Here is a 14,927-nt window from a genome sequence, read left to right on the forward strand (position 1 = left end):
GCTGCTGTATTGCTGTTAAAAAGCTAATTAAAAAGGTTTTTAATTTTTTCATTTATAACTTTGGAATCTGCTTTTTTAACAGCGTCAGCGGAAAGTGAATATTTATTCTTTAATTTAATAATTCTATATACGCTCTCATCTATTCTCTCCATTGATATTTCATTTGCTGAAACAGCGCTTTTAATGGCCCTTATAACTGTCTCCTGCTTTGCAAAAGTATGGCAGACAAGAACAATATCACTTCCCGCTTGAATTGATTTTACTGCTGCTCTGCCTATATCATAATTCTTTTCAATAGCACCCATTGTAAAGTCATCAGTTATAACAACACCGTCAAAATGCATACTTGAACGCAGTACATCAGAGATAATTGTCTTGGAGAGAGATGCCGGATTCTCGGCATCTATTTCAGGCAGCAGGATATGGGCAATCATAACCGCATCCGCCCGATTTTCTATGGCAGCGGAAAAAGGTACAAGTTCAAAGTTATATAATCTTTCTAAGTCATTGTTAACCCTTGGGAGTCCTACATGTGAATCTTCTGAGGTATCACCATGCCCTGGAAAATGTTTTACAACAGAAATAATATTTTGTGCCTGTATTCCCTTCATTGTTTGTATTCCAAGCTCTGTAACAATGCCGGCTTCACTGCCAAATGCCCTGTCACCGATAACCGGATTTTGGGGATTACTGTTAATATCCAGAACAGGAGCAAAATCCATGTTAAATCCAAACATTTTTAATTCCTCACCAATTATATTTCCTATCCGGTAAGACAAGGAGCTGTCGTTTTTTTCTCCAATTATCCGGTTTGACGGAATTTTGAGAAATTCATCAGGCATTCTGGATATGCGTCCGCCTTCTTCATCAATAGAAAGGAATAACGGCAGCTTATTAGCCTTATTGGTTTCTTTTAAAGAATTCAGGAGTGAAAGCATCTGATTTGAATCTTTTATATTCCTTTTAAACAGAATAAATCCTCCCACATGATAGTTTTCTATCAATCGTCGGGAATGTTCATTGTTTTCATATCCATCTGCACCTACTATAACTAATTGACCGATTTTCTCTTCCATACTCATATTCCTAAGCTGTTCTTCAATAGTCCTGTCAGAGTCGGAATCAAGAGAATTACTGCTGTCTGACTGTCCCTCACCGGTTTCAGATGGCAGACTGATATCAGGGCACGAATTGTTTCCTGCCGGTACACCGCTTTCTGTAGCTTTCTGCGGTACAGCAGCTTTCCCGCCGTCACTAAAAATACCGGCTCCTACATAGCACACGGCTAAGTATGCAAGTATTATAATTCCAGCCGCAGTTAAAATTAAAGGCAAAGATCTTTTCCCTCTTTTTCTCATTGCTCCTCCAGAACCTTAATGCAGAATTTTGATTAACAGGTTTATAAACCGTATTAACTCTATGCTATACATTAAGTTTCCAAAAGTCAATTACTATAGGCTAAATAACCGCTCCGGCAAAAAGGCCTCGTCATCTATGAATATATCATATTCCGGCTCAGCCTCAGACTCAGGCTACCTGGACAAGCTCTGAATAACCTTATCCAGCCTTGAGCTGTATTCATCAATTCTATTCCAGCTATCTGATATAATAAGTGCAAATACTCTTCCCATATACTTGTCCTGTCCATCGTGCAGTACTTCTGGAAGAGTCCCCGAGGTATAAACAAATACTCCTTCTCTTTCTCCCGGCTTAAGCAAGGCACCTTCCTTATCTATTTCCCTCGATATGTTTTCATAGCTGACAGCACTATCTGAAATTAATCTATAATACCGCGATAATATATTAATATCCTTTATTTGATTATTAATGAAGGATATATAAGTAGACAATGTAAATCTTCCGTTTATTTCTATTATAGGAATAATCACATCCTCCGTTGTAATAATAGAATCTATTCCGGCTACTCCCGTATATCCTTCTTCAAACAGGTATTTTCCTATTTTTTCGCCATACTGTCTGTATGATTTCAATACTTCCTCATCTAAATCCGGAGGAATTTTGGAACCAATATAAACGGTATCATTCAGCAGCTGCTGTTTTATTGAAAACACATCTACAGCTCCGCTAGGAGATATGTATATCTGATAATTCAAGTCTGCCTTTTTATCATACCAGCCTTCAACAAGCCACATTGCATCAGTCTTCTTCCTTGCAAAACGAGCTATTATGCGCAAGTTTGATTCCAGCTTTTCTTTATCGGATATTACATACAAGCCCTTGCCTGATGCACCGTTAGGCTCCTTTATTATAATTCTGCGGAAGTATGGAGGGCTGTTTGTTAATCTGTCGTATTCCTCACGTATTTCATCAACAGAGCGGCACACTTTGCCCTGACAGACCGCAAAGCCCAGTTTTTCGGATATTTCTCTGTTAAATATCTTGTCATTTACCTTTGCTCCAATGTAAGAAGGAGCACCGAGTATTGTAAGCCCTGCCATCTCGGCTATCCTTTCTTCCATATATGTAACTGCATATGGTGAAAAATACACCTCTTCATTCTGGGCTGATATCTCCCTTAGCTCCTCTAAAAGCTCCTCATCCTTTTGTACAAGCTCGGATACAGGTGTCAATAAATCTGCATTTTTAGGTGTCAGTATACGGGGTATCGAAAATCCCATTTCTTTGAGAACATTTAAATATTTTTCGTCAGGCCTTTTTCTTAAAATAATATAGTCCTGCTCCCTGCATATAAGAAGGTTCATTTCTTCAATCCTGTTGACAATAGCATCCTCATTCCGGTCAACTACTCCGGTATTCATATTGCTCCAATATCTCTCAGCCCCGATATTACACAGCCATATTAAAATTCCTGAGTCCCGCCTTGTTGTCAGATATTGAACTAAATTAAAATCCTTGTCCATAACTATATAGGAATCTTATCAGATTATTTACACACCCGACAATATCCTTTCCCCTTCCTTGATTATATTATTAATTACTTATAAAATCCCCTGACAGGGTTTTGTTTATTATATCCGCTACGCCTTCCGCATGGTTAAATTTTTTTACCTATCAGGCATAATGAAACTCCATTTCCCATATCCCTTATTTTTGAATACTCATATTCCGTAACATCTGTTCCATTATCTGTTTTTAACCAATAAACCTTTTGTGAAGCTCTGATAGCCTCAAATACTAATTTATTAAGAAAGTGCTCAGTCAATATTATTCCTGCTCCCGCAATCAGACTTGCCCTATAGGTCTTTGTACGGAAAGGCGTACAAAGACCCAAGCATCTGTAAAGCTCGATATCCGGATAGCTTTTTTTTGCCTTTAATATCAATCCCTCATCAGACTCAGTTGCAGACACACTATGGCATACCCCCAGCAAAAACCCGTCCTGACATCCATATATAATATTTTCTTTCCGGGGTATTTCTTCCGAAAGAAATTTTAAGTCAGCTTCTGTAAGTAAAGCTGAGTATAGAGGCATTTCCCCCAGCCTCTCCCTGTATTCTGAATAATTCATATAATAATTAATGAAGGAAAAAGTACTGCACGTCGTGTAAAGTTCTACAACAGCATCCTGATGCTTGCTATAGAACAGCCTCATGTTCATTTTTCCTCTCACATGCTTGCCTTCTATATGCCTTTCATGCGGACAATTAACCCCGCACGCTTCTCTGGACAGCTTAAATTTCAACTTGTTTTTAAACAGCCTGTATGCACATTCTACATCCTCAGCTCCCCATCTGACAAAATCCTCATCAAAGCACCCTGCTTTAATCAATTCCTCCTTCATGACAGAAACATTATTTGTATAGAAAAGCATCCACGGTACAGATATACTATTCAGATCATCCTTAATTTCAAAATATACCTTTTCCCTTATGTCACTATAATAGTCGGACTGCTTAAGATTCTGTATCATTTGATTCGGCCGGTTGAAATCAATAAATTTTGGAGTTTCGCCATACTCTTCACTTTCATAGCTGAATCCATAAACATATCCTATAACAGCATACTTTTCATTTGAAGCAGTATTTTTCTCATATGAATTTTCGCAATGGGCATCGTAATGCGCTCTTACAAAGGTATTTCCCACAACAATACCTGTGTCAATGAATATCAGCACATCTCCCTTTGCCCTCTTTATTCCTTCATTTCTGGCAAGAGCAACCCGAAACCCTTTATCTTCCTGAAAATAATATATAATATTAAGCTTATCCTTATATGAATAAACAACCTCTTTCGTGTCATCACTTGAACCATCGTCAATTACAATAACCTCATACTCCCTGCTGGGGAAATCCTGATTTACCAGTGATGACAGTGTATACTTCAATATGTTGCTGCGGTTATACGTCGGTATAATTACAGATACTTTCATACTAACCTCCACGCCCAATTCGGGCACAAAAACTTGGTAAAAGCTTCGTGGAGGTACGCAGTTAATTCACTACCATATCTTAATTCCTTCAAGCTAACCTCCACGCCCAATCCGGGCACAAAAACCTTAGCAAGCAACATGATTTTTTACAGCTCTCCATTTTCGAGCTTTCCAAACGCTCAATTAGCATAGAGCCTCTGAATCTCGGTCCACAATTCATACCCGGAAATTCCATACCGGATTCCATGCACAAAAAGTCAATTACTTCCGGCCAAAAAACCGATTCCATCGGCTGATAGTTTGGGTTTGAGGCTGAAGCCTCCTAAAGTTAAAACAAATTCAAACCCAAACTGTGTTCAAAATAGCTTAAAAGCTTAATTCGCCTGAAAAAACGATATACCGTCGCAAAGGCTTGAACCGTAATTGACCTTAGTTATATAAGCAACCGGAGTGTTACCGGCTCATTTTGCTTACAGCCTTATCATCTGTTAAAAAATTGTCACCTGATTTTAATTTTATATATTCCTCAACAGTATTTCTTATTATCGTCCTAGTTCCATCGCTGCTTACCAGCGGAATATCAATTATGTTTGTTTCCCTCTTCAGTTCAGGATCCCTGAACAAGTTAAGGTACTCGCACTGCATTGCTTCCAAGTACCGCAGGTTTTCCTTTTTCAGTACCTCATTGCATTGAACCTTTCTGTTAGGATGGAACAGAACCTTTCCTCTTCTTTCAATCCGTTCATAGCACACCTGCACATCAACATCATAAAATAAGATTAAATCCGGTTTTCGTACCCACTTGCTTATTCTTTTTCCAATATCCTGTCTTGCACCATTTGCAGTGTCCCTCGTACGTCCCGTATATATATAACGGTCGGCAATCAGTATATAATCCTGCTTTAAGGATGGCCTAACCAGTGAAAAGTAGTGTATCAGGAAACTAATCCATTGCAAAATGCTATATATCCATGAAGTAAGTAAATTCATAGAATGGAGTCTCTTAACTATTTTTCTGATTACACAGTTTGAATTCCATTCAATGACTTTGGTTTTGAATCCCATACCAAGCAACTCTCTGTATAGACCTTCTACACCCTTGCTTTTACCGCAGCCGCTTATTCCTTCAAATACGATTAAAATACCTTTTTGCTTGTTAATAAAATAGTTTTCCTTCCCCAAGACCTCACATCCACTAATATATTTTCTGCCCTTTTGCGGCTTTACTTATATCTTTCATTTACAACGCTGATACGTCCCTCTTCTTTCGGTGAAACAGTTCCCTTTTCTTTTATATATTTAGCAAGAACATCCTTAAGCAGCTCTCCTTTATATAAAAGCTTTGCATCCACCATTTCTTCATAGCCGTCTCCGCCATTGTACAAGTAATCGTTTGTTGCCACCTTATATGTTTTATCTTTATCCAATTCCTTGCCATCTAAGGTCTTAACACTTACAACACGCTCACCGGCAGGTTTTGACGCATCAAACGAAAACTTGATTCCGGAAACCTGCATAAATCCTCCGTTAGCACCTGAATTCGGGTATTGCATAATACCTCTTTCAAGGCATTTATAAATAGCCTCCCCTTTGAGCTCTATAGTTACAAGCGCATTAGTGAAGGGCAGTACCTTACCGATTTTATAAAGGCTTATATCTCCCTCGGGAATACTCTCCCTTATACCTCCTCCATTCATCAGCGCAATTTCTGCTTTGCCTGTTTCCTTCATTGCATCTGCAAGTAAATCTGCCAGATTTGTTTCCTTAAATCTTAAATCCGATCTCATACCGTTCAGTTTCACTTCAGCCTTACCTACCACCTCTTTGCCTGCTTCCATTGCCATCGCCTGATACTTGTCAGAAACCTTCTTCATTTCCGGATCTGCTTTTGAACCATCTCTGGAATTAAATAATTTCCAAGTGCATTTCTTAACCTTTCCGTCTTTAAGATAAAGCTCTGCCAGTCCAACATGCGTAGTGTATCCTCCTGCCTCAACAAGATATGTGTTATTTACCTTGTCAGGCTTTTCATAAAGGAAGTGATGATGTCCGCACAGGAATAAATCTATGCCATCTACCTTTTCAATAATCTGCTTGTCAATTTCATCTCCGTTATGGGAAATGTATATAATAACATCAGCCTGCTTTTTTATAATCGGAATAAGCCTCTGAGCTGTTATAATAGGATCTTCTACAGCCATTCCCTGATGGTCTCTGCTATTTGTATCAATAAGGGCATCCTTCTCAACTGTCCCGAATAAGCCTACTTTGAGCCCGTCAATCTCAACAATTTTATATTCCTCGTAAATAGGCTTTCCGTCCTTTAATACATTTGCACAAATAATCGGATAATTTAATTGTGTTTTAAACTCTATCGCCCTGTCTATTCCAAAATCGAAATCATGGTTTCCCATTGTCATAGCGTCATAGCCCAATAAATTTGCAACTTCAACTACACCCTTTGCCTTTTCTATATTTGCTTCATTAGTCCCGTGGAATAAATCACCGCTGTCAAGCACCAATGCATCGGGATCTCCCTTTTTTATTTCATCTACAAAATGCTTTACCATCGGCAGACCCATCATTACGTCTACCTGATCCAATGTGTAATATCCGCCGGACTCGTCATCAAAGCATATGTGTCCATGAACATCAGCTGTATTTACAACGCTTATTTTTTGGTCATAGTACCCCAGACTCATTAATACATCATTAAAATTAACGTTCTTATAAATTAAAAAACCTGCAATTCCAACTAAAATAACTCCTATTACAATTAAATTGGTATATTTTTTCATACTTTTTGTCCATACCCATCATCACTCGGGCACAGCACACATTTAAGCACCGGTATGGACTCAGCACCTCCCTGATTATTATTTTTTACTTATAAATTTTTCAGATTAATTTCCTGCACTTGAATATCTTTTCAGGCCCGCTCTCCAGAATATATATACCAGAACGAACATTGCAGCTCCAACCAAAGGAGTAAGATATAAATATCCGTTCCAGAACATATCTAAATCCGGTTTTCTTATAAAGTATTGTGCCGGAAAATAACTGACAAACGCAAAAGGAACAACAAATATCAACAGCTTTTGAACTAAGCCCGGATAAAAGCTGATTGGATATCCGGCAAATCGTCGGCAGTTGAAGAAAATTAAATTACGCAGGTTTACTGTCCTGATAGTCCAGAAGCTGAAGCAGGAGGAGATCATAAACAAGGCCGCCTGAATTATAGCACCTCCTATTAATGCTGAGATGTAATATGTAACACTTTTAAAGTCCCATACAATCCCTACTGCTTTGCATGAATATGTAAATAGAAGTATCCCTACTGTTCCATGCCCCAGAATTGCCGCAAAATCCACTCTGGCTGCCACCACCTGAAACATCAGCCCTAGCGGTCTGATTAAATACCTGTCCAATGTCCCTTGATAAACCATGTCATCAAAGTCTCTGATTCCTGTAAAGAAAAATACAAATATGCTATAGGACAGAAACAGAAAACTATACAGAAAAAACATTTCATGCATGGTCCAGCCGCCTATAGTAACAAATCTGGTAAGTATCAAAAACATAACTACAATGCTTACCATTTCTCTTACGAATATGGCTAATGCTATAAAAAACCTATCAAACTTATATTCCAGCATTGATTTTAAATTCATTTTAAAAAACACAAACAATATTTTCAGCAGTTCAATTTTTTTATATGCTTTTATTTGTTCCATATCAAGCTAACCTCCCTGTACAACGAGTTTTTTGGTGGCGGCCTTCCAGATAAAATGACCTATCACAGTCAGAAGAACTATCCAAAGTACCTGTTTAAGCAGACAGGTCATTATTTCGTTAGAAGGAGTCTGACCAAGATATATGGTTATTGGTATATAATAAATCGAATCAAACGGTGTCAGCTTTATGAAGTTATACAGCCAGGTAGGCATAAACCATAAGGGAATAAGTGCGCCTGACAAAACAGCAATCAGGGCATCCTTAATAGTAACAAGGCTGAAGGTCTGATAAAACCAAAAAGCAGTCAGCCATACGATAAAGTTTAGGCAATACAGCACAAGATATCCCAGGCACAAGCTCAATATAAATAAGATAAACATCGACACCGAGAATGGAGGCAAAAATTCAAAAAATAACAGGGATATAATTATTGCAGGAACAAGATTCATTATTATTTTAAATCCGGAAGCTCCTATACTGTATGAAAAAACAAGCAGCCTGAAGCTTATAGGCTTCAATAAATCTGTGGATATCAGCCCGTTTGTTATTTTATTTTGTATAAAGTAGTCATCCATTATAAAAAAGCTCTGCATTAAAAAACCTAATACTATGTATGTCAAAACTATTTTCAGCTGTACGCCGTCATATGAGCCGTCTTCTCCATATATGGCCTTCCATATGGCTATATTTACAAAAATTAATATCAGTGTATTAATTAATCCCGCATAATAATCAGCGCGATACGCCAAGTTGTTCTGAAATGACTTCTTCGCTATCGCCAGATACGGTTTTATCATAATCAATTCCTCCCTCATATATTTCTCTGATTATTGATTCTATTTCCGGCTCTTTAATAGTCAAATCCAGAATATTATACTTTGAGGTAAGATAGGAAATAACCTCTGAAACCTGAACCTCATCCCTGTTAAACTGCATGTGCTTTTTATTGTCAGCCTCTTCGGTTATTTCTACGCCTTCCGGTAAAATGATATTATTGATATTCTGGGCGAACTCAGCAACTATGGTTCTCTTTTTTCCATGCTTTTCTTTAATTTCATTGACTGTTCCATCATAAATAATAGTTCCGTGATCAATAATAATCATTCTCTTGCAGGTCTTTTCTATATCCATCATGTCATGGGTAGTAAATAACATTGTTGTATTTTTTTCTTTGTTAACTACCTTTATAAACTCACGAATTTTTTCCTTGGCTATTACATCAAGTCCTATTGTAGGTTCATCAAAAAGTATGATATCGGGATTATGAACCAAGGATGCCGCAATATCAGCTCTCATTCTCTGTCCAAGACTAAGCTGTCTGACCGGTTGCGTAATAAACTCCTTCAAGCCAAGAAGCTCATTGAACATTTCCATATTTTTTTTATAAGCGCTATCCGAAATTCTATAGATGCTCTTCAGCAAATCAAACGTATCCGATACAGGAAGATCCCACCAAAGCTGCGTTCTTTGTCCGAATACAACTCCTATCTTTGTGGCAATCTTTTTTCTCTGCTTGCTTGGTGACATACCAAGAATGTTAATTTCACCATCTGTCGGAGTTAAAATACCGGTTAACATTTTTACCGTAGTAGACTTTCCGGCACCATTAGGTCCTATGAAACCTACCATATCTCCTTTTTCAATGGTAAAGCTAATTTTTTCAACTGCCCGCTTCATTTTGTATTCCGGGATAATTAAGCTTTGAATTGAGCCTAGCAAGCCTTTTTTTCTTACATTAAGCTTGTAGTCCTTTGTTAGATTACTAACCTCGATAATTGGCATATCAACCTTCCTCTCACTTATTAACTTGAATTTATATTTGAAATTAAGAAACCATACAAGCCATTATGACCATAGTCAATTGCGGTTCAAGCCTGCTTGCGATAAAATATCGGTGCGATATGTATCGTTTCCAGGTGAATTAAGCTTTTAAGCTGGTCTTGAACGCAATTTGGGTTTGAATTTGTTTTTTCCTATAGGAGGCTTCAGACCCAAACCCAAACTATCAGCCGATGGAATCGGTTTTTTGGCCGATAGTAATTGACTTTTAGCAGCATACCTCTGTTAACTTTTTTCTATCATGTTGAATAATATCCAAATATTAGAGTTTACTTAATATTTTTTATTATATTGAACAAAACATTTATTTTATACATTATTTTTAGTGATTCTAAAAAGTATTTTTATGTTAAACATTGCTTTTTATTGTTATTTTTTATAATATATTAATACATTAAGTCTTTATTTGTAAAATGAACAAGTAAATTTCATATTTTCAGATTATATAAAAAATATACTTTGTATTAGCATAATTTTATTACCATTTTACATTGTAATATTTTACATTTTAATTGATAATTAACACAAATGGTATTTTTTATATTCGGAAAATTATTTTTTAACATAAAAGCTTGATTTACAGCTAATGACGCTTCTCCTGCATCAAAGCACATTCGTTATAATTACTGATTAAATTATTTAAAAAGGGGTTACAATATATGGGAAATTTTAGTACTGCAAGTTACTTGGAACCAACCAATAAATTTTGGCCTTCCTATAAAGTTATTCATCCAATAATGGATTCAAGTTTAATTACTATTAAGCTTTTTCTTTCATCGGCATATTACAGTCTTTTTGACTCAAGTCTCTTTTATAATTTTGTAATGCTTTTAGATACGGATTTATCTGTTGTATCCTATCACATTAATAAGGAATTAATGATAAGTAACATAAAGTTATGCCAAGGGTTGAATTTCAGAGCAGAAAATATGGGAAAAACTTCCGTATCAGAATGCCTGCAAAAGAAAGCTCTTAGTGTTATGTACTATTACCAAAACGATAATATAGCTTTTCAAAGCTTAACAAACTGTACTATACCTATAATAATTAATGATAAGATAGTTGCATACCTTTCAACCTTCTTTATGCACTCCAAATACGATGAAATTTCAGTCAATTATTTTAAATTATTTGAGAAATCTCTTGATTGTACTTTACAGTTTCATACTCTGAAAATTAACATAACGGAGCTTGCATGTAAAACAATGCTTCCTACCTTCAGCACTGCATCATTAACCGACTGTGAACTTGAGGTTCTGGAGCAGATAAACAAGGGATATACAAATAAAGAAATTGCAAACCGTCTATTTATATCGGAAAACACAGTAAAATCCTATATACAAATTATATCTCAGAAGCTTTCCTGCGAAAACAGAACTCAAATCGCAGTAAATTCCGTATTGTATACTATACTCAGGTATATTTAGAAGTCTGGCATACAGGAGGCCATAAATATGCGGCATGAGTGCAGCCGGAAAAGTGCTGATAAAATCAATTCAAATATTGGCTTGCTTTGAGACAGGCTGCCTTAGCCCGTTGAAATGTTGAAACGGGTCAAAATCAAGGATTTTACCCATAATATGTTATCCGGCTAAAATAAATGTCTTTAAGCTTATGCTCATTTTGTTCTATTCCCGAGTTTAGAGACAGTCACTCTGATAAAATCTAGGATTCCGCCATAAACAATAAAAGAAAGTATACTTGCTATGTACCAATAAACTGAAATCGATCCCATAATAGTTCTACAGGGTAATTCCATACCCGAATTCATAAAAGCCAAAAGACTATCATTATTCGAAATTACAGATAGAATGGGATTTAATCCTATTAGAACAATGCTTTTCGAGTCTTGCCCAATTTGATGCATATAGAGCTCAAATAATGCGATAAAAAGAAACCAAAAGGTAAAAGATTTAATGACTTTTTTTATTGGGACATCTCCTCTCTTCAGTATCAGTACAGCATAAAAATCAGGACAAACCTAATGCACATGCATCAACCTTGTCCTAATCTCTTGGAAAGTTAGGTCAAAAAAGATGCACTTCACCATAAAACCAAAAACTGAATCAAAGAGTTATTTTAGCACCCATTTTAATGAATATCTTTTTGTTCTTTGTAAAGAATCGAATGTATATTTGATCCGATTATCAATAATTTCCAAATTGCCTGTCTCAACAGGGGACCTGCCTGATATTCCATCAAATATTTCATATGCTGTTTTACGTACATTACTTACATTGGAAGGATAAAATTCCGTATGTAATGTTAATGATTTGATTGGTATGTTAGGAGAATATGATAAATAACACGGATCTACTTTTTGAGTATTATCAAGTCTTATTTTAACAGTAATTTTAGTGACTTCATTTTTGCTTAACGGTCTGTCAAATTTAACAGTATAAACTTTATATGGATTATTTTCAGAATCAATATCAACTATATCTGCCCCATCGACCGATAATATCTCACTATCACCTTTCCAACCATATCTATCAGATAGGAATTGATAATCATTGATAAGAGCTTTAATTATAAATGTTTTGGTACATATAATAGATGTATGTTTTTCATCCATATATTTAAATTGAATCTCGTAATCTTCAATAATATGATCCCAATCTCTATCTAACTCAGCTTTAATATTGTCTTGTTGTGTATCAAAAAAATTTGATACACTACTTAGCAGTCTTTCTTTAAAATTATTAATATTATCTTCTACCTCACTATATATCCCTTTTTGTGCATATTCTCTCTTAAAGGTTTCTATGCATTGTAGTTGATTAAGATCTGTATCTTCGGGATATGCTTTACTATGTATGAAATATAGAAACACATTTTTCTTCTCATTAATCATTTTTCTGATTTCTTCTTCTGTAGCAGATCCATAATTTTCTGTTGGTTGGCCCCATCTATTACAAAATACAGCAACATTTAAATCTGAAGAATTAACAATTTGTTTATTTATAATATTTTGCGGAGTATCACCATACTCTGGAAAAACATCATCTTTCCAATAAATGCTTTTAAGGTATACAAAATAATGTTTACCATATGACTTGTTAAACTTTTCTAATGTTTCCTTAATGGCTTTAACGTATTTCTTCTTTTCAACATCTTGTGGACAGGAAATCAAAACATTATATTGCAATATATTTATCATCAAAATATATCTCCTATATTTTTTATAGTCAGAGTTATTGTTTAATCCCATTATATGGACGATGTGAAACTCGTATATGTATATTATTAAAAGAATTAATAAGTTTGCACAACCATATAATATCTTTTCTTAAGTTCAAGTCAAGTTCTTTTTCCTGTACTCTGTCAAAGTCGATTTTCCATATGCCGTCATTTCCGACTCCGTATTCCCTGCAATCGGTATATTCGATCGCCATAGCTTCAATCCACTACTTAGGCATGTTCATTTTTTTGATAGTTTATCAACGATACTGCACAAGCCTCATACCCCCATTTTGTGTTCAAAATTTTATGCATTCCTATATGCTATTGAACTAGTTTCATCATTACCATCCATGATTTCAATTCCCAATTCTAACTTTATACATAATTGGAATTTAAATGAATTTGTTATGCTACCCGTTTATCTTCAATAACCTCTTTGCATTTTTGCTGGTTACAACTTTATCTTGAAATAATCCAATCGCATTCTCCTTATGCATAATGTGACTCCCATTATAAGATCTCATCTTCTTAGCACCTATATCAAGCCTAAGCATATCAGTTATTTCTTCATTTATAAATATACTATTCGATAAATAATCCCATTTTCCTCCATTAATAAAGAAGTTTTTCGATAACTTGATGATTTTACTCCCCAACTATATAATTTTTTAGACATGGTTTGCTCTTTGTTTAGAATGATTACATCACCCCTTCATTCTAACTGCAACCTCAGACTATGTCTTTTTTCTGCTTCAAAATTGCAGGAGTACAAAATATAGGAGGTCGTTTAATGAACAAGAAATTCAGTAAGGAAGAAAAACATCAATTGGTTGCAAAATATCACAATGGCGAATCCGCAACGGATATTTGCACAGAAACAGGCGTCTCCAGAAGTACATTCTACACTTGGTTAAAACCTTATAAAACTACATATACCGATACAGGTTATGCGGTCAGTGCTGCTGAATTTATAAAGATGAAACAGCGGCTGGAAAAGCTTGAGCAAAAAATCGAAGTATTACAAAAAGTGAACTGTACGGTATCTTCCCCGCTCAAAGAAAAGCTGCGAGAGCTTTCAGTACTTCATGGACAACATAGCGTACATGTTCTATGTGAAGCTCTTGAAGTTCCAAGGGGCACATTTTACAATCACATCTTTCGCAATAAGGGAGAAAACAACAGCTATCAGATCCGCAGAACTCAACTGAGTGAACGGATCAAGCAAATATATGAAGAAAGCAATCAGATTTTTGGCGCAAAAAAAATCAGAGCTGTGTTAGCAAGTCAAGGAGAGGCTGTCAGTGATAAAATGGTTTCCGAGTTAATGCAGGAGATGAATTTATACAGCATCCGAACGGAGGCAAAAAGAGCTATGCCCACATTAACTATGAAAAGAAACAAGACTCACTGAAAATGAATTTTTCGGTAAATGCTCCTAACCAAGTATGGGTCAGCGATGTAACATGCTTCAAGATTGATAACAAAATTCAATACATCTGTGCAATCCTCGATCTATATTCCAGATGCATATTCCGGCACATCCGGACGGCGATTCCGGTTTTATCCGGACAGTAAACCGGAGCATCCGGACACCTTGTCGTGTAAGTTGATTTTATTCCAGTGCTTCATTTTTTTCAATATTTTTAATTGTTTTTTCTGCCATGACTTCTCTCATGGATTTTTTTGAGTCAAGGGTTAGGATATAGGAGTTATGTATTATTCTATCCATGATTGCATCTGCTATTGTTGGATCGGGGAATAATTCATACCACTTTGTATGTGATACTTGCCCGGATAAAACTGTTGATGCCCTGTTATA

The 14,927-nt window shown here is 35.9% G+C and carries 13 protein-coding genes; 2 read left to right on the plus strand and 11 right to left on the minus strand.

Going from position 1 to position 14,927, the window contains the following annotated elements; all coding sequences use genetic code 11:
* Nucleotides 1-23: 23 nt before the first annotated feature.
* From nagZ to LY28_RS03890, 8 genes are all read right to left on the minus strand, one after another.
* Complete coding sequence (nagZ, locus tag LY28_RS03850) at nt 24-1,358, minus strand: beta-N-acetylhexosaminidase (RefSeq protein WP_110460853.1); 1,335 nt, start codon at nt 1,356-1,358, stop codon at nt 24-26.
* 174 nt (nt 1,359-1,532) lie between these two features.
* A complete protein-coding gene (locus LY28_RS03855; RefSeq protein WP_242981139.1) occupies nt 1,533-2,780 on the minus strand; it encodes a preATP grasp domain-containing protein in 1,248 nt (415 codons plus the stop codon).
* Between the two features lie 236 nt (nt 2,781-3,016).
* Nucleotides 3,017-4,351: a glycosyltransferase gene (locus LY28_RS03860; RefSeq protein ID WP_110460855.1), complete on the minus strand. Its 1,335-nt coding sequence runs from the start codon at nt 4,349-4,351 to the stop codon at nt 3,017-3,019.
* Between the two features lie 453 nt (nt 4,352-4,804).
* Nucleotides 4,805-5,533: a dTMP kinase gene (locus tag LY28_RS03870; RefSeq protein WP_165835488.1), complete on the minus strand. Its 729-nt coding sequence runs from the start codon at nt 5,531-5,533 to the stop codon at nt 4,805-4,807.
* A gap of 41 nt (nt 5,534-5,574) precedes the next feature.
* Nucleotides 5,575-7,149 (minus strand): bifunctional metallophosphatase/5'-nucleotidase, encoded by a 1,575-nt coding sequence (locus LY28_RS03875; RefSeq protein ID WP_110460858.1) that lies wholly within the window; start codon nt 7,147-7,149, stop codon nt 5,575-5,577.
* Nucleotides 7,150-7,254: 105 nt separating this feature from the next.
* Nucleotides 7,255-8,085, minus strand: a complete 831-nt coding sequence (locus LY28_RS03880; protein WP_110460859.1) for an ABC transporter permease — start codon at nt 8,083-8,085, stop codon at nt 7,255-7,257.
* A 6-nt stretch (nt 8,086-8,091) separates the two neighbouring features.
* Nucleotides 8,092-8,883 carry an ABC transporter permease gene (locus tag LY28_RS03885; RefSeq protein WP_242981140.1) on the minus strand — a complete coding sequence of 264 codons (792 nt, stop codon included), beginning with the start codon at nt 8,881-8,883 and terminating at the stop codon, nt 8,092-8,094.
* Entirely contained in the window at nt 8,819-9,868 is a 1,050-nt protein-coding gene (locus LY28_RS03890) for an ABC transporter ATP-binding protein (RefSeq protein WP_110460860.1), read from the minus strand. The genes LY28_RS03885 and LY28_RS03890 overlap by 65 nt, the downstream gene beginning before the upstream one ends.
* A gap of 716 nt (nt 9,869-10,584) precedes the next feature.
* On the opposite strand from LY28_RS03890, the gene LY28_RS03895 reads away from it, so the two are divergent.
* On the plus strand, nt 10,585-11,352 hold the full coding sequence (locus LY28_RS03895; protein ID WP_207658053.1) for a helix-turn-helix domain-containing protein: 768 nt from the start codon (nt 10,585-10,587) through the stop codon (nt 11,350-11,352).
* Nucleotides 11,353-11,999: 647 nt separating this feature from the next.
* Here the strand turns inward: LY28_RS03895 and LY28_RS03905 are convergent.
* Both LY28_RS03905 and LY28_RS03910 read right to left on the minus strand, forming a co-directional pair.
* Nucleotides 12,000-13,085, minus strand: a complete 1,086-nt coding sequence (locus LY28_RS03905) for a hypothetical protein (protein WP_110460862.1) — start codon at nt 13,083-13,085, stop codon at nt 12,000-12,002.
* A 34-nt stretch (nt 13,086-13,119) separates the two neighbouring features.
* Nucleotides 13,120-13,320 carry a hypothetical protein gene (locus LY28_RS03910; protein ID WP_110460863.1) on the minus strand — a complete coding sequence of 67 codons (201 nt, stop codon included), beginning with the start codon at nt 13,318-13,320 and terminating at the stop codon, nt 13,120-13,122.
* Nucleotides 13,321-13,898: 578 nt separating this feature from the next.
* On the opposite strand from LY28_RS03910, the gene LY28_RS03920 reads away from it, so the two are divergent.
* Nucleotides 13,899-14,519, plus strand: coding sequence for a transposase (locus LY28_RS03920; protein ID WP_165835489.1), 621 nt, complete (start codon nt 13,899-13,901; stop codon nt 14,517-14,519).
* Between the two features lie 201 nt (nt 14,520-14,720).
* Here LY28_RS03920 and LY28_RS03925 read toward each other — a convergent pair.
* The coding region (locus LY28_RS03925; RefSeq protein ID WP_165835490.1) for an ATP-binding protein at nt 14,721-14,927 on the minus strand (207 nt) is incomplete at its 5' end.

This window comes from Ruminiclostridium sufflavum DSM 19573, assembly GCF_003208175.1.
Classification (GTDB): domain Bacteria; phylum Bacillota; class Clostridia; order Acetivibrionales; family DSM-1351; genus Ruminiclostridium; species Ruminiclostridium sufflavum.